The following is an 18903-nucleotide window of genomic DNA, read 5'->3' as shown; positions in this document are numbered from 1 at the left end:
CCGGGTTCGGTCAGCCCTGCTCCGGACCCGGCGGCGGAGGAGGGTTCTCAGTGGATCCGATGGTCACGTTCCCCATCCTCAGCGCGGCCGCCGACCCACGATCCGCGCGAATGCCCACACTTCCGCCGATGGCCTGCCCGTCGCCGGTCGCCGACACCCCGCCGCTCCCCGCAGCGACGGCAGACTGCAGTTTCCTCACCAGGTCTTCAAGTGCCTCAGCAAAGGACGGGTCGTGCTCAGCCGCGTCCTCCAAGGAGTCCACCAGCCGGCGTCGCGTGCGCTCCGACGGCACTTCCTGCCCGGCATCAGCCTCCTCCCGAGCGCGCTCCAGCGCGGGATCCTGCCCCAGCTTTGCGCTGATCAACTCGTGCAGCCGGTCCATGCCCGCATCCAGCCCCCGGTCGACCTCCGTATCCGCCCGTACTGCCACCCGTCTGGCCTTGCCCACTAACCACGCGAACACGTACCCGACCGCGATCTCCACACCCGTCATCACTACCCCCTGACCAGCCTGACACATGGCATTTCAACCGTACCCACACCGCCCGGGCCCCGACCTGGCAAATGCCGCACGTGACAAAGACGTTGCAGAGCTCGGCGTCCGAGCAGACATAGACCTAGCGAGTTAGGCCACTGGCGTTCAAGAAACCCTCATCGACCCACCATGAGGGTCCAGCGACTCCCAAACTCATCGATATTGATCAAGACAGGGGTGGCCCTAGGGAGTGTCTTTCCGATCATCCGATCGTTGGACTGGTCGTGAGGGATGGGGAGATATCTGAGGCCGCGTGGGCGGTGATCGAGCCGTTGCTGCCGCCGGTGGGCCGTGCCCGGGGCAGATGGCGCGATCACCGCCAGGTGCTGGAAGGCATCGTGTTCAAGTTCCGCACCGGTGTGCCCTGGAGGGATCTGCCGGAACGGTTCGGGCCCTGGCAGACGGTCCACGGACGGTTCGCCCGCTGGACGGCCGACGGCACCTTCGACCGGCTCCTGTCCGCAGCCCAGGGCCAGGCCGAGGTGGACTGGCTGGTCGCGCTCGACTCCACGATCGTCAGAGCTCATCAGCACACGGCCACCAAAGGGGGCTCGAGGAACGAGGACTCGGACGCTCCCGCGGCGGGCTGACCAGCAAAATCCACCTCGCCTGCGACGGACGGGGACGGCCGCTGGCCTTCACCGTCACGGCCGGCACCCGCAACGACTGCACCCAGGCCGAAACCGTCATCGACGCCATCCGCGTCGCCCGGCCCGGGCCGGGACGCCCCCGCCGGCGGCCCGAACGAGTCGTGGCCGACAAGGGCTACTCAGCCCGCACCTTCCGCGCCTACCTGCGCAGACGCGGAATCAAAGCGACCATCCCCGAACGCATCGACCAACTCGCAGGCCGGGCACGCCGCCGCGAACGGCCCTGCGGCTTCGACAAGGCCGTCTACCGGCGCCGCAACGTCGTCGAACGCTGCTTCCACCGCCTCAAGCAGTGGCGCGGCATCGCCACCCGCTACGACAAACAACCCGGCCGCTACCGAGCCGCGATCACCCTGGCCAGCACACTCATCTGGCTCGACACATGATCGGCAAGACGTTCCCTAGTCGACCTTCACGTTGGCTGCCGTGATCACGCCGTCGCTGACGGTGTACGTGCCGTGATAGTTCTTCTTGCTCCCATCCGTGGTGTGGACGTTCAGCTCCACGGTTACGACGTCACCTGTGACGGACAGGATGGTGACGTAGGTTGTTTCTGTGTGCGCGAAGCCCGCCACGAAGGTGTCATAGTTCGCACCGAGGTTGCGGCCTCCCAGCGACCAGGCTGTCCCGTAGTCCCTCTTGTTGATCGCATCGAAATACCGCACGACCGTCTGGGTAGGTCCAAGGGTCGCGGTGGGCGACGGCGGCCCGGCCGGCGCCGTCGTCTCGCCGGGCGCCAGGGCTGTCAACGTGAAGCCGCCCGCTGCCAGGAGACAGGCGGCGACGAGCCCGACGAGGGTCGACATGACCTTCATAGACCGGGCGTTACCGACGCTGGGGGAAGCGGCCCGGGTCTGATGCCAGCGCCACGGCTCGACCGTGACGACGAGATCGGACGGTGGGCCAACGCGTGAACCTGGAAGCGCTCCGGCCTCGGATGTGGAGGCGGCCTCGGTCGGCTCCTGGCGACGCGTGCCCGGCAACGCCGCCTGTACGGCCCAGGCCAGACCGGTCTGTTCGCTTGGACGCGGCTGGAACGCGGGAGCACGGCGCGAAACGATGGCCACGACCCGGCCAGGTAGGGAGTTGGCGCGCACGACCATCAACTCCTTTGGCCTTCGCCGTCGGCCAGGGCGGTCTCGCTGTCCGGGGCCGACGTGTCAGGGCGGTTGCGCCCGGCGGAGCGCGGGCGCTGCGGCTCGAGAAAGAACGCGGCCTCGCCACTCTCCCCTTCGCGCGGGGAGGTCGCGGTGACCGCGGTGACGCCGACCTGCAGGACGAGGGGGATGAGGGCCGTCGCCTTTTCCAGCAGCAGAGGCGTCCCAGCCCCGACGATCATCGCCAACCAGGCGGTGGCGCTTTGCTCGGATGTGCGCGCTGCGACGGCCACACCCGCCCCGACGCCGAGCCGTAAGGTGGTGGCGAGGATGTAGGCCAGAAGTCCCAGGGTTGGTCCGTCGCCCGGATTCTCCCAGGGCCAGCGCTGGTGGCGCCGCACGGCTGTCCAGAACTCCAGCGACTCGACGGCGAAGCCACCAAACAGCCCCCACAATGCCGCGCCCAGCAAGGTCATGCCTTGATGCTAGGCACGGTGCCACGAACATGTGGCCATCTTCCCGATTTCCTGATGTTTGTTCCGTCAGTCGCGGCCGCGTGGTGGCCGGCGCCCCGAGCTGGGGACCATCCCCGCGGGCACGGGGAGCAGCATGTAGGCCCAGACCCCCTCGACGATGCCGCGGGACCATCCTCGCGGACGCGGGGAGCAGCCGTTCTTGGTGCTGGTGTCGACCAGCTTGTCGGGACCATCCCCGCACGCGCGCGGAGCAGGCCGTGTTGGCGACGGATACGCGGGAGACGCCGGGACCATCCTCCCCACGGGTGCGGGGAGCAGCGTGTCGGTCGCGGTGACCCCGACCACGGTGATGGGACCATCCCCGCGGGTGCGGGGAGCAGGGTCACGCCCCGCGCGACCTGTTCGCCGTGCTGGGACCATCCCCGCAGACACGGGGAGCAGTTGACGGCCTTGAGGTTGCCGCCCGACTCCTGGGGACCATCCCCGCGGGTGCAGGGAGCAGCGCCATTGAGTGGACGGCCGTGACCCCGACCAGGGACCATTCCCGCAGGCGCGGGGAGCAGGCCTTCACGTCGCCGCCCGCGGGCACGACGTAGGAACCATCCCCGCACCCGCGGGGATGGTCCCGACATGATCGGGCGACCGGTCGGGGTCGGCGTCTGCTCCCCACGCCTGCGGGGATGGTCCCGTCGACATGCAGTTCGCTGGCGGACAGCGGCTCTGCTCCCCGCGCCCGCGGGGATGGTCCCCCGGTCGCTCGTTTCGAGTACCGCGCTGATGAGTGCTCCCCGCGCCCGCAGGGATGGTCCCGTGACGTTCATCAAGAACGACGCCCGGCCCGGCTGCTCCTCGCGCGTGCGGGGATGGTCCCAAGACGAAAACGCCCAGGGGCTCCTCCGTGAACTGCTCCCCGCGCCCGCGGAGATGGTCCCAGCCCGTCGCGGCGTCGTCGGCGCACTCGGTGACGGCCGCTGCTGCCCGCGTCTGCGGGGATGGTGAGAACCGGGCTTGAGTGCGTGCGGTCGGCGTCTCCTCCCTGCGCCTGCGAGGTGGTCCCGGGCAGTTGACGATGTATCCGGCTGTGCGTTTTCCAGCCAGAGAGCACAGTCCAAGCCGAGGAAGCCGGGGGTGGCCCGGCAGGTCGCGGACCAGCAGCGCGGCGCCCTATGCGCACCCTTCCACGATGTGCCGTGCGGTTGGACGCGATGTGGCAACTTCTCGCCAATCCTGATGACTTGGGTTAGCTGTAGAAGCCGAAGCGGTACGCTGTAGATATCTACAGCGCTACAGTGGGAAAGGACACAACACTCCTCGTGTACACGCTGCGCCCCCTGGCCAACGGCCTGCGAACCGACCACCCCGTCCCCGACCTGCCGTTCGTCGACGACTCCCACATCCCCCTCGACGACCCCCGCGAGCTCGAAGCCGTCGGCCGCAACCGCGGTGGCGGCATGTGGGGCCGCTACGACCTCGAGCGCTCCGCAGGCGGATGGCGCGCCTACACCACCGACCCCCAGCGGAACGAGTTCGCCTGGTGCGTGCGCTACCACCCCGACCACGGCCGGACAGTCCTGCTCGTACGCGACGAGGACGCCAACGAACTGCACGCTGCATGGCACGGCGGCCCGCTGCTGTTCCGGGCCGGCGGCTACTGGTGGGACGGAGCCACCTGGTACCGGCCCGGACAGATCTGGGATGCGGCCGACGAGGACTTCGTCCGCACCCCGGCCCCGGCCGCGATCGCCGTCACCGCCGACCAGCTCCTGGACGCCACCGCCCACCCCAACGTCGGCCACATTCTGAAGGTCACCGCCTTCGACCCGGACGCACCGCTCGCCGGACGATGGAGCGACCACCTCGCACTCTGGGCGCAGCACCGCACCGACCGCGAAGGCGACTTCCCCCTCAACCAGTGCGTGGTCCAGCTCTCCGCTCCCGAACTCGCCGCCGACCAGCTGCTGGGCGTCACCGAGTTCGCGGGCCTGGCCGGCATCGCCGCCTCCACCCTGCGCTCGTACGCCTCCCGCGGAGAAGGGAACGTCCCCCTGCCCCAGGCCACGGTCAGCGGCCGCAGCGCCTGGTCCCGCCCGGTCGCCCAGGACTGGGTCACCCAGCGCAGCCGCTCCCCGGAGAACGTCGCGGCCGCCGTGGCCGGGCCCGCCCCCGACGCCCTGCCCGCCGGCGTGAGCGACCTGCGTGAACGCCTCACCGCCAAGTTCCAGGCCCTGCTGTGGGGCCGCCCGCAGACCCGTAAGCGCTGGGTGCTGCGCCACCGCAGCGAGCCGGACGTTCGGGAGATCTCCAACGAACTCGCACTGCACGTCGCCACGCGCCTGGACGACATCATCCCCACCGACCACCTGGCCGCCACCATCCGTCACGCCGTCCTCGACGAACTGACGGAACAGCACGGCTGGGACAGCGACGAAGGCGACGGCCGCACGCACTTCTACGCCCTGACCACCCCCGTCGCCAAGACCCTGGACTGGCTCATTCGCCATCACCCCGACTACGGCCAGTACGCCATCGGCGACATCGTCCGCGAGGCCCAGAGCCGTCTCGGCATCCCCCGCGACGCCGTGGCCGACACCCTGCTGCGTTCCCTGTCGATGGACGGCACGCTCGACAGCGCCAGCCTCACCGCGTACCTCGACCTGGCCCTGCCACCGGAGAAGACCCACTGACAGGCACAACCGAAAACCGCTGCCTGGCAGCCACGCGCATGGGCCCCCGGCTGTTCGGCCGGGGAGGCCCATGCCCAACAGCCCGCGCGTTAGAGCAGGCGGTCGATGCGGCGTGCGGCTGTCCGCTGGCCTGGATCAGCCCAGGTAGTCGGCCACGAGCAGGGCGAACTCGTCGGGTGTGGCCAGCCGGACGCCGAGGTCTTCGGCCTTGGCCCGCTTGGATCCAGCGCCTTCCCCGGCGACCACGAGAGCGGTCTTCTGCGACACGCTGGAGGAGGAGCGTCCCCCGGCCCGCTCGATGAGTTCGTTCATCTGGTTACGGCTGAGCTGCCCCAGCGGTCCGGTCATCGTGCCGGTGACCACCACCGTCATCCCGGCGAGCGGACCGCCGGCCGGGACGCCACCCGAGCCCGCGGCGGCCCCGGACGTGTCCTCGCCGGCTGCCGGTGGGGGAGTGGCGCCGGGTTCGGTCATGTTCACCCCGGCCGCTGTGAGTTTGTCGATCAGCCCGGCGAGTTCGGCGAGTTCGGCGACGATCGCGGGTGCCTTCTCGGCGCCGATGCCCTCGACCTGCTGCAGGACCTCGGCGTCGGCGGCACGGATGTTGTCCATGGTGGCGAAGTGCCGGGCGATACGGCGGGACATCGAGCGGCCCGTGCCACGGACGCCGAGCGCGCACAGCACCCGCGACAGCGGCCGTGTCCTGGCCGTGGCGAGCGCGGCCAGCAGATTGTCCGTGCTGGTTTCACCCATCCGCTCCAGCCCGAGAAGCTGGTCGCGGGACAAGGTGAACAGGTCGGCGAGATCCGCGACCAGGCCCGCCTCGACCAGCTGCACGACGCGGGTGGTGCCCAGGCCTTCGATGTCCAATTGGTCACGGCCCGCGGCGTAGGAGAGCGAGGCGACCAGGTGGCAGTTGCGGCCCTGCTCGCACCGCCAGCGTTCCTGGCTGGTGTCGATGCCGGAGCCGCACCGCGGGCACACCTCGGGGAAGACGATCGGCTGCTCGTCGCCGGTGCGCAGGTGGGCGACCGGGGCCTCGATGCGCGGGATGACATCGCCGGCGCGGTGGACCATCACGTGGTCGCCCAGACGCAGGTCGCGGCGGGTGATGTCGGCCGGGTTGTGCAGGGTGGCGTAGGTGATCGTGGAGCCGTCGATCTCGACCGGTTCCAGGACGCCACGCGGGGCGATGATGCCGGTGCGGCCCACGTTCCACTCCACCTCGAGCAGCCGGGTGATCTTCTCGACGGCGGGCAGCTTGTAGGCGATCGCCCACCGCGGCGCCCGTGAACCAGAGCCGGCCGCCTGCTGATCGGCGGCCAGGTCGGCCTTGACGACGATGCCGTCGATCCCGAACGGCAGCCCGGCGCGCGCCGCGGCGATCTCCCGCACCCGGGCCAGGACCTCGCCGGTGGTGGCTACGGTGATGCCCGGCACCGCTGTACCGGCGGTGGTGTTCACGCCCAGCTGGCCGGCCAGCGTCATCAGCTCACTGTGGGCGAGGCTGCCCAGCCGGTCGGCCAGGGCGCCGTCGGTGTCGGGCAGCGGCAGCAGGCCGTAGCCGAAGAATGTCATCGGGACCGTGTAGGCGCGGTCCTTGGCCCGCAGAGTGCCGGCGGCCGCGCCCCGGGGGTTGGCGAAAGGCTGCCCGCCGTGCGCGGTGCGCACCTCGTTGGCGTGCTCGAACTGCGCGTTCGTCATGAGGACTTCGCCGCGCACCTCCACGCTGACCGGCTGGGACAGCGTTTCGGGCAGGCCTTCGACGGTTCCCATCGCGTGGGAGACGTCCTCCCCGGCCGTCCCGTCGCCGCGCGTGATCAGCCGGGTCAGCCGCCCGCGGGTGTAGCGGGCGGCGATGGCGAGCCCGTCGAGCTTCGGCTCGACGCAGAAGCGTTCCGCCTCGTGTCCGATCCGGCGCGCCAGCGAGGTGGTCCAGGCCGTGAACTGCTCGGGCGAGAACATGTTGTCCAGGCTCAGCATGGGCACGGTGTGCGGCACGTCGCCTTCCACGGCACCGCCGGTGACCTTCCCGGTCGGCGAGTCGGGCCGCACCTGATCACGATGATCGGCCTCCCACGCGGCGATGCCCCGCACCAGCCGGTCGTAGCTGTCATCGTCCAGCGGGGAAGTGCCGTCCGCGTAGTAGGCGGCCGCGCCCTTCACCACGGTCTCGACCGCCTGCGCGTAGGCAGCGGCATCCACGATCTGCGCAACTGGTGTGGTCATGCCCGTCATCCTGCCTGCCACCACTGACATTGCTACTGGTAGAGGCTTCCGGCGGTCGTGGGCACCCACCGGAGTCCGCCTGTCAACGAGCGGGCGCTGGCCCGGCCGGTCGGAGAGGACACGCAGGCGGCTCGCCTCTGCCGCGCATCCTCCCCGGCCGTCGTGAACGGTGGGGCGTCACAGTCGCAGGAACAGGTACAGCGCGGCCCATGCGCCCAGGCCCAGGGACAGTGCAGGGACGAGTCGCGGGCGCTTGCACGGCGACGAGGACCACAAGACCGGAGCCGAAGAGCGCGACGGCGAGGGCGGTGCGGTTGTCGGGGGCAGGGGACACGGGCGGCCTCCAAGGTGTCGGTGCGGCTGGCCGGTTGGCGAGCCGCAGCGACTTTGGCGGGTCAGGGGGTAGCCCCGAAACTCTGTGCGGTTTCCCATGGCCTCGACCCCGGCGGGCATTGAATACCACCCGAAGGGGCAGCTACTGGTGGCGGTTCGCCGCCGGCGGAGAGGACCCCCTCGCTGCCCACCTTCTCGCCGCCCACCACGCCGCTGTCGGAATCAGCCCGGACGCCCGCCTGTGGCGGGCTCAAGCCCGAATGCTGGGTTTTACCTGCGACCGACACCTCCCGCAGCCCGTACGACCCAGCACGGATCTCGCCGAAGGGTTCGCGCGCGTCGTGCCCTGGGGAAACGAGCTCAGCACCTTCATCAAGACTGCACGCCTGCCCAGCGAACTGGCCACCCGCTAAGCCCGGGGATGGCTCTTGTCCCCGTCCGGCCGGACCTGGGCAAGGTGAGGTGACGCGGGTCCCTGGCCCGTACGTCGCCTCCCCGCGGTGACGCGGGGAGGCGACGCGGCCAGAGCTTCGCATTCACGCCACCTCGCCTTCCTGCTACCACCCTGCTACCATGAGATGTGACTTCCATGAAGAAGCAGACGCAGGTCCGGCTGGAAGAGGACGTGCTGGAGGCCGGCAAGGCCGCCGCGCGTGCCCGTCGGCTGGACTTCAACAAGTACGTGGAGCGTCTCATCATCGAGGACACCACCGGTGCCCGCGCCGCCGGCATGGCTGCGGCCCAGCGGCTCATCGATGAGCACGGCTCCTTCCTCGACGATCTGGAGCAGCAGCTCGACGCCCCGTACGCCGATCCGCAGCCGGGCGCCGCCGCGTGATCCTGCACGTTGACGAATCCTGGATCCTCGAGGTGGCGGAACGGGCCGGGCACCGCGATCCGGCCGCCGACGACTACGGCGTGCCCATCGCCGCCGTCGCCCGCCACCGCGGTGAACTCCTCGACACCCCGGTCTACGACGGCGCCTACGCCCGCGCCGCCGCTCTGGTGCACAACCTGGGCCGCTGTCGCTGGCTGGAGCGCTCCAACCTCACCGTCGCCTGCGCCGTCGCCGTCATGTATCTCGAGGCCAGCAACATCCCGGTCAGTCCCACCCGCGAACAGCTCACCGCGCTTGCCCACGAGCTGAATAACCCGCGCTGTACCGCTGACCGGATCGCTTCCTTCCTACGCACCTGGAAACCCTGAACCAGAGGGGTCAGGGGCGGCGGGCGATCAGGACATCGAAGCGCGCGTGCTCGATCAGGCCGCCCGTGTCGGCGTGATCCGTCAGCAGAGCGACAGCCCGCCCCTCGAATGCAGTGGACACCGGCGGCAACAGTCGGGCCGTGGTCCGCGCGGACGGCGCCGTGTGCTGGCGCGTGGCCCTGCAGAAGGGCTCTCCGGCTGCACGCCGTCTCCACTTCCGGCGATCAGGCAAACGGTGGAGTTGTCCCGCGTGCTGGTCCACGACGACATGACCCGTGACCGACGCTAGGCCACGGCCTCGGACCGCACTGCGCCTATGACAAGCCGCCTGCCTGCTGCCGCGCGCTGTACCGACACGGTACGGAGTGCACGACAACGTCGAGGCCAGTGGTCCGGTTCCGGCCGATTCCACTTCTTGGCAGAGGTGTGGAAGCCTTGAAGTGGTGCTTCGATCATGTTTGATCCAGCGTTGCGGAACCCTGTGGCCTACGCGACAGCCCTCCGGTACAACGGCGAGGCCTACCAGTGGGGAGCGGCCGTGCGGGGCCTGTGTGTCTGCGCGCTGTGGGCATTGCTGGCCTGGTTCCCGCCCTACTCGGTCCCACGGGCTTCGGCACAGTTGCTCCCGGTGACCCTGGGAGCAATCACCACGTGGGCGCACTACCGACCGGGCGTACTGGATCGATTGGTAGCCAGCCGCTTTGCCGCGCTCAGGTGGCTCGGACGGCACCTGAGCGGGGCGAAGGGACGGGCAACGGTTGATCTTTCGGGCGTTCTGGAGTGCGGTGGCATTCTTGCGGCGCTCTTGTTGTACGTGGGACCGGTGGCTGTCCGCCCGCTGCCTGCGCCCGTCTACGTATTCGGCCTTGCCGTGTCCACCGTGCACGTCTGGACAGCGATGTCCCAGGCGATGATTGATGCTGGCTGGTACAACCCGGATGCGCCGCCGGCGCGGCAGCTCGTCCGGCTGCGTCCGCTCATACCGCCCGGTCTGTCCGTCTTGGGTTTCGCGCTGTTCGCCTGGCCGCTGTACGTCGAGGGGGAAAATGCTCCCATGGGCGTCCTCGGTGCGTCCTTGCTGGCTGCCTCCTTCCTGCTGCTGTGGCCATACACGTTCATCGTCGAAGCGCTCCTTCGGTCAGCAGTTGCCACATGTCTCGTCGAGGTCGTTGCCGTCCGTCGGGACGATGCGATCACGTTGCACAGCCTCGTGAAGAACGGGGTGCGCGCCGTAATGAGGCAGGTCGCCGCTGACCCAGGCGCCGGAGCCGAGACCCGGGCGTGGGTCAACGAGCTGGCGCTCCTCGTTGAGGAGGCCCGGATGATCCTGCTAGGTCTTCCCGAGCAGCCATGCAGCGTCTCGACTCTGGTAGGACGGATCCAGAAGATCATGCCGCATGATCAGCAGCAGACCGTGGCGCTCAACGTGGCTCAAAACCTGAGTGGAACCGATTACGGGCTCGTTCGCCGGGTGCTGCCCGACTTGATCACGAACGCGTGGACGGCGGGGGCCCAACACGTCGGCGTCAACGTCCAGGTTGAGGGGACCCGGACGCGGTCGTGGGTGGCCGTGCGGGTCGAGGATGACGGGCCGGGTATGCCCTCAGGGGCAGTGGTGGATCCGCACGGGAGTCTGCGGGTCCTCGAAAGTCACCTGCGCCGCTATGAGGGCAGGATCGAGCACCATCCTGGACCGGTCACTGGCACTTGCGCTTGCGTGCGGTGGAAATCCGTCCCAGATTAGCCGATACACAGGAAGCGGCAAATTAAAATGAAACTGCTCGTCGTCGATGACCTATTCTCCACGAACCTGCAAGTTACGCATGCAGTGCAGGACTGGCAGGACTGCCGCACTAAGTGGGTGCAATACCCGGAAAACGTCAAGAACGCTTTGAAGGGAGAAACGTTCGACCTCGCCTTTATCGACCTGCACTACGGCAGAAGAAAAGCGACAGGGCTGACCGCCGAGCGCGTAATATCGGATTCCTCGCCATCGACAAGGCTGGTGGTCTACAGCAACGAGCAGGAGGACAATCGGGTGCTTCTGCTTCTAGCGTCTTACTACTACTTCAGTCCGTTCGCCGTACTGTCCAAGAGCGCTCCCGACGAGGAGATACGCGCTGTGGTGGGTGCCGCCCGCGATGGAAGGCAGGCTCCAGCCTTCGCGGCAGGTGGCGCCTTCAACGATGCCGCGCCTCTGATCGGCCAACTACTCAAAAGAGAAAGCGACTTGCGTATATGGCGCTCGCTCACGCAGCACAGCGAGAGGAACGCAATCGCCAGTAAAAGCTACGTCGCTGCTGGTACGGTCTCTAAATTCGCTGACGAGAAATTTCCAGTCGTCGAGGATATTCGGTTGAGGTTCCTTGGCCTTGAGCACGACGTGGTCCGCGCGATTGTCCAGCAGGGCGGCGAAGACGTCCGCGTCCCAAGGCTAGCCCCGCTGCACGCTTTCGCCATGATCCAAGCAGAATTCTTCAACGACCCAGAGCTCGACGAGTTGCTCGCGGGACCTCGAGAGACGGAGATGGCTGGTGGTGTTCGGCGGAGAAGACGCTTCGGAAGGCGCCACGACCGATGAATGACGGATACGTACCCGTACTCGGCTCGGTGCTCTCTCATGGTGCGTGGGTTGCCGGGGCTGTTTCCTTCATCGTGATGCCGGGTGGGTTCTTCCTGCTGGCTCGCCTGTTGGAGCGTCGTTGGCTCATCCCTCGCGGCGAGTTCACGGCCGTCGCGTACGGGGACCCGCTGTTGGCGGTCGCCATCGGCTTGGGGGCGTGGCTGCTGGATGGCGCGCCTCCGCGTGGCGCCGCCTCTGCCCCGTTCGGCATCGCCAGCCTTGTCGGATGGTTGTTCTTCGGCCTGTGGCAGTGGCGTGCAGAACTCCGGGTCGGCTTCTACACCACCCGCCAGGCGATCGCTCCCACCAAGATCTACCACCAGCTGGTCGTCTATCCCTTGCTCGGTTACTGGTCCTGGACGGCTGTGGTCGGCGGCGCCTTCAGTCAGCGGTCCGGCGGGGCAGCAGCTGCCGGCAAAGCGGTTGCGCTGTGCTGTGTACTCGCGTGGCTCATGGCGAACGTCTACGACCGCCGGCATCCCCAGCTCGGACATCCTCCCTACGACTGGCGGCAGTTGAGGCCGCTGCCGACGCCATGGGCGCCGGAGTCGGTGACACTGCGCGTTTGCCTCTCGTCTGTCAGCGGACGGCAGTCCGCAAGCAGACCAACTGTCTGATCTCTCCACGTGAGCCAAAGTGGAATATATGCCACGACACGGCATGAACCGGTCGGGTGTGCTGGAGGCCAATTAATCGCCTCACGCACACACGAGGGTTCACATGATCAACACCAATAGGCTCACCCGCCGGCGCTGGTTCCCCCTGAGCACGCGGCCGGGCAACGAACTGGCAACGCACTACGACGACCTCACGGTCGCGAAGATGGGCGCGCGCGACAGCGTCGCCGCCGCCGGCGGGGCCCGGTGGGGTCCGAACAAGGTCCTGTGGGGACTGCTGGCCGCGCTCCAGACAGTCGTGCCCCACACGGCCGCCATCCGCATCCGGCTGGAAGAACGGCTCATCCCGATCCAGGCTCGCTACGAGAAGGCGAAGTCCCGTTTCGACTCCGCGTTCAACCGGGCCAGCTCGGCGATCACGAGCGCCGCACAGGAGCTTGCCGAACGCCGCTCCTTGAACCAGACGATCGCCGATCACGGTCTGCGGCGCCCGGGCTCCCGCTGGCCGGCGATCTGCTTCCTCACGCTCATCGTCCTGGGCGACCTTGCCCTGACGTCGGTCGCGATGGCCGTGCTCGGCGTGAGCGATCACCGTTTCGTCTCCTGGCTCCCCTTCAGTGAGGTGCAGGTGGCGGCAGCTCCGGTCGTGACCGGCATGGTCGCGGCCGCACACGCCCTGGGCGAGGCCATCCGCGAACACCGGGACGCGGACCAGCGGATCAAGGGCCACGTCAAGGTGATCACCGCCGCCGGGGTCGGCGGGGCACTGATGCTCGCCTTCGGTGTCGCCGCGATCCGTAGCGCGTTTCTGCGGGCGAACGGGATCCAGGCGATGACGCTGTGGTTCGTCGCGTTGCAGCTCGGACTGTTCCTCGTCGCGACGGCGATCTCGGTACACAGCGCACACCCCTTCGGCGCCCAGTACCGCCACCAGCAGTGGCAGCTCGCACGAGTGGAGAGGCGCTTCCACCGCCAGCGCAAGCAGGCAGGGCACGCTGCCGCGAAGGTCAACGCCATCGTCGCCGCGCACCGCGGCATGGTCACGGCCGCCCGCGGCGCCGTGGACGCGATAGCGGGTGACACCGTTCGGGCCGCCTACCTCTATCTACGCGAGATCGTGCACGGCCTGCCCGAGCCGACCTCCGACCCCGTCCTCGACGAAGACCTGCCCGACACCGAGCTGCCCGTCAGCGCCAAGGAGCTGCAGGAGTACCCCGCCCTCGCGGCCGACAGCACCCTCAGCGCCCCCGCCCGGGTCAACTGCGACGACCTGGACCGCCGATGGGCGGCTCTCCAGTCCGGGCTGATTGCCCCCCACGCCGGACTCCACGTGGTCTACGACGAGACCGACTACGAGGAGGAGGACGCATGACCGCCTGGACCCGGACCGTCAGGCTACGTGGGGTGTCCGCCCGAGTGAAGGGCCGCACCCTCCCCCTGCCGGCACCCCCCAAGCCTCCGACCCTCTCCGAAGCTGCCCCTGTCCGCCTGCCCGGCGTCATTGGGGCGCCGGCTGCCATCGAGGATGCGTTCCGCCGCCTGACCGTGATCATCGCGATCGACGACTCCGGCTCCACCAGCGGCACCGACCCGCACGCCGTCCGCTACGCGGCAGCACGCGCAGTGATCGAGTGGATGAGCCGTCAGGGCGGCGGACAGGCTGGGGTCGTGCACTGGGGCGGCACCGCCCCGGCATACCTCGCCGTGGGGCCGGTGCTCGTGAACCGGAAGATGCGCACCCTGCGCCGGGCCCTGAACCGGAGGCCGTCCCTGGGATGGACGGCGCCGGCTGCCGCCCTGCAGCGCGCGGCCCGGATGCTCCCTGCACCGGCCCCTGACGAGGTCCAGGCCGTCTTGCTGATCACAGATGCCGAGGACTGCGGCGAGGGCCTCGCCGAAGCCCTCGCCCTCCTTCCCGAGCGCGCTGTGCACGTTCTGATCGTCGGCGATGGCGACCAGGACGTCGGCTGGCAGGCCCTGCCCTTCGCCTCCATCACACGGCTGCCGTCCTTTGAGAACCAGGCACTCGCCTTGGCCTGCGGTTCCGTTCTGGCCGGTGCCCTCGGGCTCCAGCTGCGGCCCCTGACCCTCTCCCCCTGACACCACTAAGGAGACCCTTGTGAAAGCCAAGATCCTCACCCTCCTCGGCGCCCTGATGGCGCTCCTCCTGGCCCTGACCAGCCACACTGCCACCGCGGCCTCAACCTCCCGGAGCGCGGACGACGGCAGCAACGACACGCCCGTGATCGGCCTGGTCATCGGGACCAACCCGACCAGTCACGATGCCGAGTGGGAGAAGCAGCAGACGGCGGACGCGTCGACCATCGCAGAGGAAGCGGGCCACAGCGGGGCGCACGTGATCCTCAACGAGCTCACCGGCAGTCAGGCCCAGACGACGATGTTCAACCAGCAGGTCGCCGGCGACGGACCCAACGAGTTGATCAAGACCACGCATCGGAAGAAGGTCCAGCGCGACCTCAAGGACGCCATCATCTCGGCGCAGCGGGCCGCACCCACTCGAGGCCGCGTCGATGTTCTCAGCAGCATCCGCCACCTTGCCGACAACCTCCACGCCCTCCCCTATCACCCGCGGACCACCGAGATCGTCCTATTCGGGAGCGGCCTGCAGGACACGCCCCCGCTCCAGCTGACCGATCCCATCACTTTGGGTGATACGACGACCACCCTGGACACTCTCGAGCGGCAGGGCATGATCACCGAATGTCGCGGCTGGAACGTTCACATGGTCGGCGCCACCCAGACCCCTGACGGGCCCCTCGACTCGTTGAGAGAGGTTCAGCTGCGGGAAATGTTCCGCCAGCTCTTCCACCGTTGCGGAGGCCATCTCGTCGAGTGGAGTAGCGACCGTCTCATCTCCTTCCCCGGGGCCAGCACCGAAGTGGCCCCAGCTGACTGGGCGAAGAAGCACCAGGTGATCGTGCCGCTCCGTGCAGGCGTCCTCTTTGACGGCGACCGCGCCACCCTCCGTACTACCGCGCGGCGCGACCTCGACAAGGCGGTCGCCACTCTCACCCGCACCTACCCGACGGCCGCCGTCGAGGTGGCCGGGTATGCGGCTACGGTCCCCGGCGGCTCAGCTGACAAGGCACTGGCTCTGTCCTGGGCGCGGGCCCGGGCCGTCAGCCAGTACCTCCAGTCGCACGGAGTCTCCTCCTCACGGCTGAAGACCATAGGCCGCGGACTCCAAGACCCCGTCGCGAGCAACAGTACCGAGGAGGGACGCCAGGCAAACAGGAGGGTTGTGATCACCTGCACCCTTCACTGATCACCTGAACGGGCATTGCGGTCGGCTCCGTATTCCACCCGGAGCCGACCTGTCCAACTTCGCGACGGCTGCGCGAGGCGATGCTGAAGACCCTCGCCGCGGACAACGTCCTGACCGACGCGGACTGGCGGGCGGCGGTGGAGACGCTGCCCAGACACCGGTTCGCGCCCGGCTTCTCCCTGCCCGCCGACGAGCGCGACACCGGCCTAACGGTGTGGGAGCAGCCTGCTACTTCGTGCTCTTCCTGCTCAGCAAGGATTTCATTCGGCGACGTCAAGCTCGCCCTCGTCCTGAGCGCTGTCCTGGGCTGGTACAGCTGGGCGATCATCCTGGTCGGGACGTTCGCCGGGTACCTTTCGGCGCGCTGTCCGGGATCGGCTTGATGCTTGCGGGCCGGGCCGACCGTACGAGCAGGATCCCGTTCGGACCGTTCCTGCTCGCCGGGACGTTGGCCGGGGTGCTCCCTGGGCTCCCACGTCTCCTCATCCCCGGGCTCCTCGGGGCATGGCAGACTTCCGCAGTAGCCCTGAGCATGTTCGAAACTCCACGCGTCCTCGTATACCCGCCCGCCGAGGGCGGCGACCGGCGTGTCCGCGTCTGCGACCGTTCATCGGAATGGTGTACGTGCTGCTCGAGATCGCCGAGTTCCTACGCCGTGCCGGCCTGGACGACGCCGAGCCGGAGGACGTGGCCTGCTCAGGATGGGTGGAGTGGCGAGGTGGCGGACCTGACGTCTGGATGCAATGAACGCGCGAGCGCCCTGCCGACGATTCCGCGGCGGGGCGCTTCGTGGGTGACCTGAGATGGAGACAAAGGCATCTACTCTTTAATTCGGACGTGGTAAGGATATGCCCTCGAACCGTCAGCTCCCCAGCCGGTTTCCTGCTTGACTGCCGATGTAGCGGCTCCTCCGAACAACCCTCCGAAGATCAAGGTGAAGAGGGCGGCCACAAGCAGGAAGGGGACAAGTGGCAGGACCAGCCACCAGAGGATCATGGCGTTCCCCTTTGAGGCGGCTAGGCCGATGATGATTGACACGTAGACAACTATTAGTGCTGCGACCAGGCCTCCCATGGCAGACTCCTCTTCGTTCCGCAGCGCGGCCTTTACTTACAACACTACTTCCGTTACATGATTTTTACGCACCGGATTTTTCTTTTTGGAGATTATTTAGATCTGTGAATCCGATTACCTGAATGGCAATTCGGCGTATCCGTGGACTCTATTTCGCGAACCTCACGTAAAAGTTGAAGAGGTGACTATTTCGGGCGGTCTCAAAAAGGCGGATCCAGTGAGGATTTCCCGGTAGGGGGCGACCGTCCATGCCGATCGGGCCGTCCAGAGGCTGCCGTCTCCCATGACGACGATGGTGACGTCCGTGGCCGTGCAGTCCTCCAGCAGCGGCAGCACCGTCGTGTCAGGCAGGCCGTCCAGGGCTTCGTCGGCTTCCGCGAGCATGCCAGGGTCCCGCTCGACGACGTCAATCTCGGCGAAGGCCTAGTGCAGGGCGGCGGGCACCTGCTCCGATCTCGATCCGAGGTCGAGGAAGGCCGGGTGCTGCTTGCCAGCGCTGACGCCTCCGGAGCCCTCGCCGCTCCCGCGTGGGACGGCCGGACGAGATCCGCGTGGTCGGCTCGACCGATCAGGTGGTGCGGTGGCCGAAGCGGTGCGGGCCAGGCGCCGGTCGCGGTGCGCAGCGGCGGCCACTGCTTCGAGAACTTCACGAGCGACCCGGCGGTGCGGGTGCTGCTCGACCTCTCGTCAATGGACGAGATCAGCTACGACGCCGCGCGAGAGGTGAGTGCGGCACACATCTCTGCGCCGGATGGCGCCGACGGCAGCGATGTGGCGGACTCGATTCGGCGGGACGCGCAGACGCAGTGGCAGCCGGTCGGCACCTGCCGCATCGATAATGATCCGCAGACGGTGGTGGGGCCGGAACTTGCGGTGAACAGCGTGGAGAACTTCATGGTCGCCAACGCATCTGTTGTGCCCGCGATCGGCGCTGCCCAGACTTGGGCGCGGTCCATGGTCGTTGACCGTGTGAGTGAACAACCCCTTGTGATTCCGGGGCGGTTACAGGGCGCTGCGCCTGATCAGCAGCTGGTCGGCGAACGACGCAAGGGCCGATCCGGCGGCCTGTCGCAGGTCGATATCGACCCGTGATGCTGTTGTTGCCGGCGAACTCGGATGGGCGTTACTGCTCGGTGATGTTGGGGTTCGGTTCGAGGGTGGGGGTGGTTGCGGTCCAGCTGGCGAGGATGTCGATGGCTCGTCGTGAGGGTGATTCCGGTTCGGTGGTGTAGATGAACAGGGTGGTTTCGGGGTCGCCGGGGAGGGTGAGGGTTTCGTATTCGACGGTGAGGTCTCCGACGAGGTGGTGGCGGAGGCGTTTGGAGCCGTGAGTGCGCTGGTGGACGCGGTGTTGTTCCCACCATTGGTCGAATTCGCGGCTGTGTTCGCGTAGTTCGGTGACGAGGTCGGTGGTGGCGCGGTCGTCGGGATTGCGGCCGACTTCGAACCGGAGGCTTTCGACGGCGGCGCGGGCTTGGTCGGGCCAGTCGAGGAAGAGGGCTCGGGCGTCGTCGTCGAGGAACATCCAGCGGGCGTAGTTGCGGTGGGCGGCGGGGAGCTGGTCGAAGTCGGTGAAGAGGGCCCTGGCCATGCGGTTGGCGGCGAGGATGTCGGTGCGGCGGCCGAGGATGAGGGCGGGTTCGCCGTCGAGGGCGTCGAGGAGCTGATAGAGGCCGGGGCGGACGCGTTGGACGTCGTGGTTTCGGCGGGGGGTGGGTGCCGAGGTCATGCCGATGAGGTCGTTGAGGTGGGCGCGTCCGGCGGCGTCGAGGCCCAGGGCGCGGCCGATGGCTTCGACGACGGCGGCGGAGGGAGTGATGCGGCGGCCTTGTTCGAGGCGGGCGTAGTAGTCGGTGGACACGCCGGCGAGGCGGGCGACTTCTTCGCGGCGGAGTCCGGGTACGCGGCGGACGCGTCCGTCGGGGGGCAGGCCGGCGCGGGCGGGGTCGACCTGGCCGCGGGCGCGCCGTAGGAAATCGGCGAGTTCCTGGTTGGTCCTGTTCACGGGTTCGAGTATCTCTGAGCCGGCGCGGACCTGGGTGGACCGGCGAGTCCTAGCTTCCGGAGACCGCGCCTCCACAGGGCGCGAGATG

Annotated in this window: 18 protein-coding genes and 1 pseudogene; 12 read left to right on the top strand and 7 right to left on the bottom strand. The window is 68.2% G+C overall.

The window, feature by feature from the left end; all coding sequences use genetic code 11:
• Positions 1-10 precede the first annotated feature (10 nt).
• A complete protein-coding gene (locus ACFY0F_RS29235; RefSeq protein ID WP_388800620.1) occupies positions 11-493 on the bottom strand; it encodes a hypothetical protein in 483 nt (160 codons plus the stop codon).
• Between the two features lie 266 nt (positions 494-759).
• On the opposite strand from ACFY0F_RS29235, the pseudogene ACFY0F_RS29230 reads away from it, so the two are divergent.
• Positions 760-1571: pseudogene (locus tag ACFY0F_RS29230) on the top strand (IS5 family transposase).
• Positions 1572-1586: 15 nt separating this feature from the next.
• Here ACFY0F_RS29230 and ACFY0F_RS29225 read toward each other — a convergent pair.
• Together ACFY0F_RS29225 and ACFY0F_RS29220 are read right to left on the bottom strand one after the other, a co-directional pair.
• Complete coding sequence (locus ACFY0F_RS29225; protein ID WP_388800617.1) at positions 1587-2282, bottom strand: hypothetical protein; 696 nt, start codon at positions 2280-2282, stop codon at positions 1587-1589.
• Positions 2283-2287: 5 nt separating this feature from the next.
• A complete protein-coding gene (locus tag ACFY0F_RS29220) occupies positions 2288-2758 on the bottom strand; it encodes a hypothetical protein (RefSeq protein ID WP_388800614.1) in 471 nt (156 codons plus the stop codon).
• Between the two features lie 1289 nt (positions 2759-4047).
• On the opposite strand from ACFY0F_RS29220, the gene ACFY0F_RS29215 reads away from it, so the two are divergent.
• The gene (locus ACFY0F_RS29215) at positions 4048-5442 is read left to right on the top strand and encodes a hypothetical protein (protein WP_388800611.1); all 1395 of its coding nucleotides are present in this window, start codon (positions 4048-4050) and stop codon (positions 5440-5442) included.
• Positions 5443-5577: 135 nt separating this feature from the next.
• Here ACFY0F_RS29215 and ligA read toward each other — a convergent pair whose 3' ends face one another.
• A complete protein-coding gene (gene ligA / locus ACFY0F_RS29210; protein ID WP_388800608.1) occupies positions 5578-7671 on the bottom strand; it encodes an NAD-dependent DNA ligase LigA in 2094 nt (697 codons plus the stop codon).
• A gap of 922 nt (positions 7672-8593) precedes the next feature.
• Between ligA and ACFY0F_RS29205 the strand changes: the two genes are divergently transcribed.
• The 9 genes from ACFY0F_RS29205 (at position 8594) to ACFY0F_RS29165 (ending at position 16119) form a co-directional block, all read left to right on the top strand.
• Positions 8594-8842 (top strand): hypothetical protein, encoded by a 249-nt coding sequence (locus ACFY0F_RS29205; RefSeq protein WP_388800605.1) that lies wholly within the window; start codon positions 8594-8596, stop codon positions 8840-8842.
• A complete protein-coding gene (locus ACFY0F_RS29200; RefSeq protein ID WP_388800602.1) occupies positions 8839-9210 on the top strand; it encodes a fic family toxin-antitoxin system, toxin component in 372 nt (123 codons plus the stop codon). The genes ACFY0F_RS29205 and ACFY0F_RS29200 overlap by 4 nt, the downstream gene beginning before the upstream one ends.
• 628 nt (positions 9211-9838) lie before the next feature.
• A complete protein-coding gene (locus ACFY0F_RS29195; RefSeq protein WP_388800599.1) occupies positions 9839-10954 on the top strand; it encodes an ATP-binding protein in 1116 nt (371 codons plus the stop codon).
• 27 nt (positions 10955-10981) lie between these two features.
• A complete protein-coding gene (locus tag ACFY0F_RS29190; RefSeq protein ID WP_388800596.1) occupies positions 10982-11791 on the top strand; it encodes a hypothetical protein in 810 nt (269 codons plus the stop codon).
• Positions 11788-12450 (top strand): hypothetical protein, encoded by a 663-nt coding sequence (locus tag ACFY0F_RS29185; RefSeq protein WP_388800593.1) that lies wholly within the window; start codon positions 11788-11790, stop codon positions 12448-12450. The genes ACFY0F_RS29190 and ACFY0F_RS29185 overlap by 4 nt, the downstream gene beginning before the upstream one ends.
• 103 nt (positions 12451-12553) lie before the next feature.
• Entirely contained in the window at positions 12554-13822 is a 1269-nt protein-coding gene (locus ACFY0F_RS29180; protein ID WP_388800590.1) for a hypothetical protein, read from the top strand.
• 32 nt (positions 13823-13854) lie between these two features.
• Positions 13855-14550: a VWA domain-containing protein gene (locus ACFY0F_RS29175; protein ID WP_388800587.1), complete on the top strand. Its 696-nt coding sequence runs from the start codon at positions 13855-13857 to the stop codon at positions 14548-14550.
• Positions 14551-14569: 19 nt separating this feature from the next.
• Positions 14570-15736, top strand: a complete 1167-nt coding sequence (locus ACFY0F_RS29170) for an OmpA family protein (RefSeq protein WP_388800584.1) — start codon at positions 14570-14572, stop codon at positions 15734-15736.
• Positions 15737-15816: 80 nt separating this feature from the next.
• Complete coding sequence (locus tag ACFY0F_RS29165) at positions 15817-16119, top strand: hypothetical protein (protein ID WP_388800581.1); 303 nt, start codon at positions 15817-15819, stop codon at positions 16117-16119.
• A 436-nt stretch (positions 16120-16555) separates the two neighbouring features.
• On the opposite strand, the gene ACFY0F_RS29160 is transcribed toward ACFY0F_RS29165, so the two are convergent.
• Both ACFY0F_RS29160 and ACFY0F_RS29155 read right to left on the bottom strand, forming a co-directional pair.
• Positions 16556-16810, bottom strand: a complete 255-nt coding sequence (locus tag ACFY0F_RS29160) for a hypothetical protein (protein WP_388800578.1) — start codon at positions 16808-16810, stop codon at positions 16556-16558.
• Between the two features lie 162 nt (positions 16811-16972).
• Complete coding sequence (locus ACFY0F_RS29155; protein WP_388800575.1) at positions 16973-17194, bottom strand: hypothetical protein; 222 nt, start codon at positions 17192-17194, stop codon at positions 16973-16975.
• A gap of 231 nt (positions 17195-17425) precedes the next feature.
• On the opposite strand from ACFY0F_RS29155, the gene ACFY0F_RS29150 reads away from it, so the two are divergent.
• The gene (locus tag ACFY0F_RS29150) at positions 17426-17902 is read left to right on the top strand and encodes a GMC oxidoreductase (protein ID WP_388800572.1); all 477 of its coding nucleotides are present in this window, start codon (positions 17426-17428) and stop codon (positions 17900-17902) included.
• A 31-nt stretch (positions 17903-17933) separates the two neighbouring features.
• On the opposite strand, the gene ACFY0F_RS29145 is transcribed toward ACFY0F_RS29150, so the two are convergent.
• Positions 17934-18815, bottom strand: coding sequence for a helix-turn-helix transcriptional regulator (locus ACFY0F_RS29145; protein WP_388800569.1), 882 nt, complete (start codon positions 18813-18815; stop codon positions 17934-17936).
• Positions 18816-18903 lie beyond the last annotated feature (88 nt).

Source organism: Streptomyces sp. NPDC001544 (assembly GCF_042894285.1).
Lineage (GTDB): Bacteria > Actinomycetota > Actinomycetes > Streptomycetales > Streptomycetaceae > Streptomyces.
This window is presented reverse-complemented; position numbering and strand designations above follow the sequence as displayed.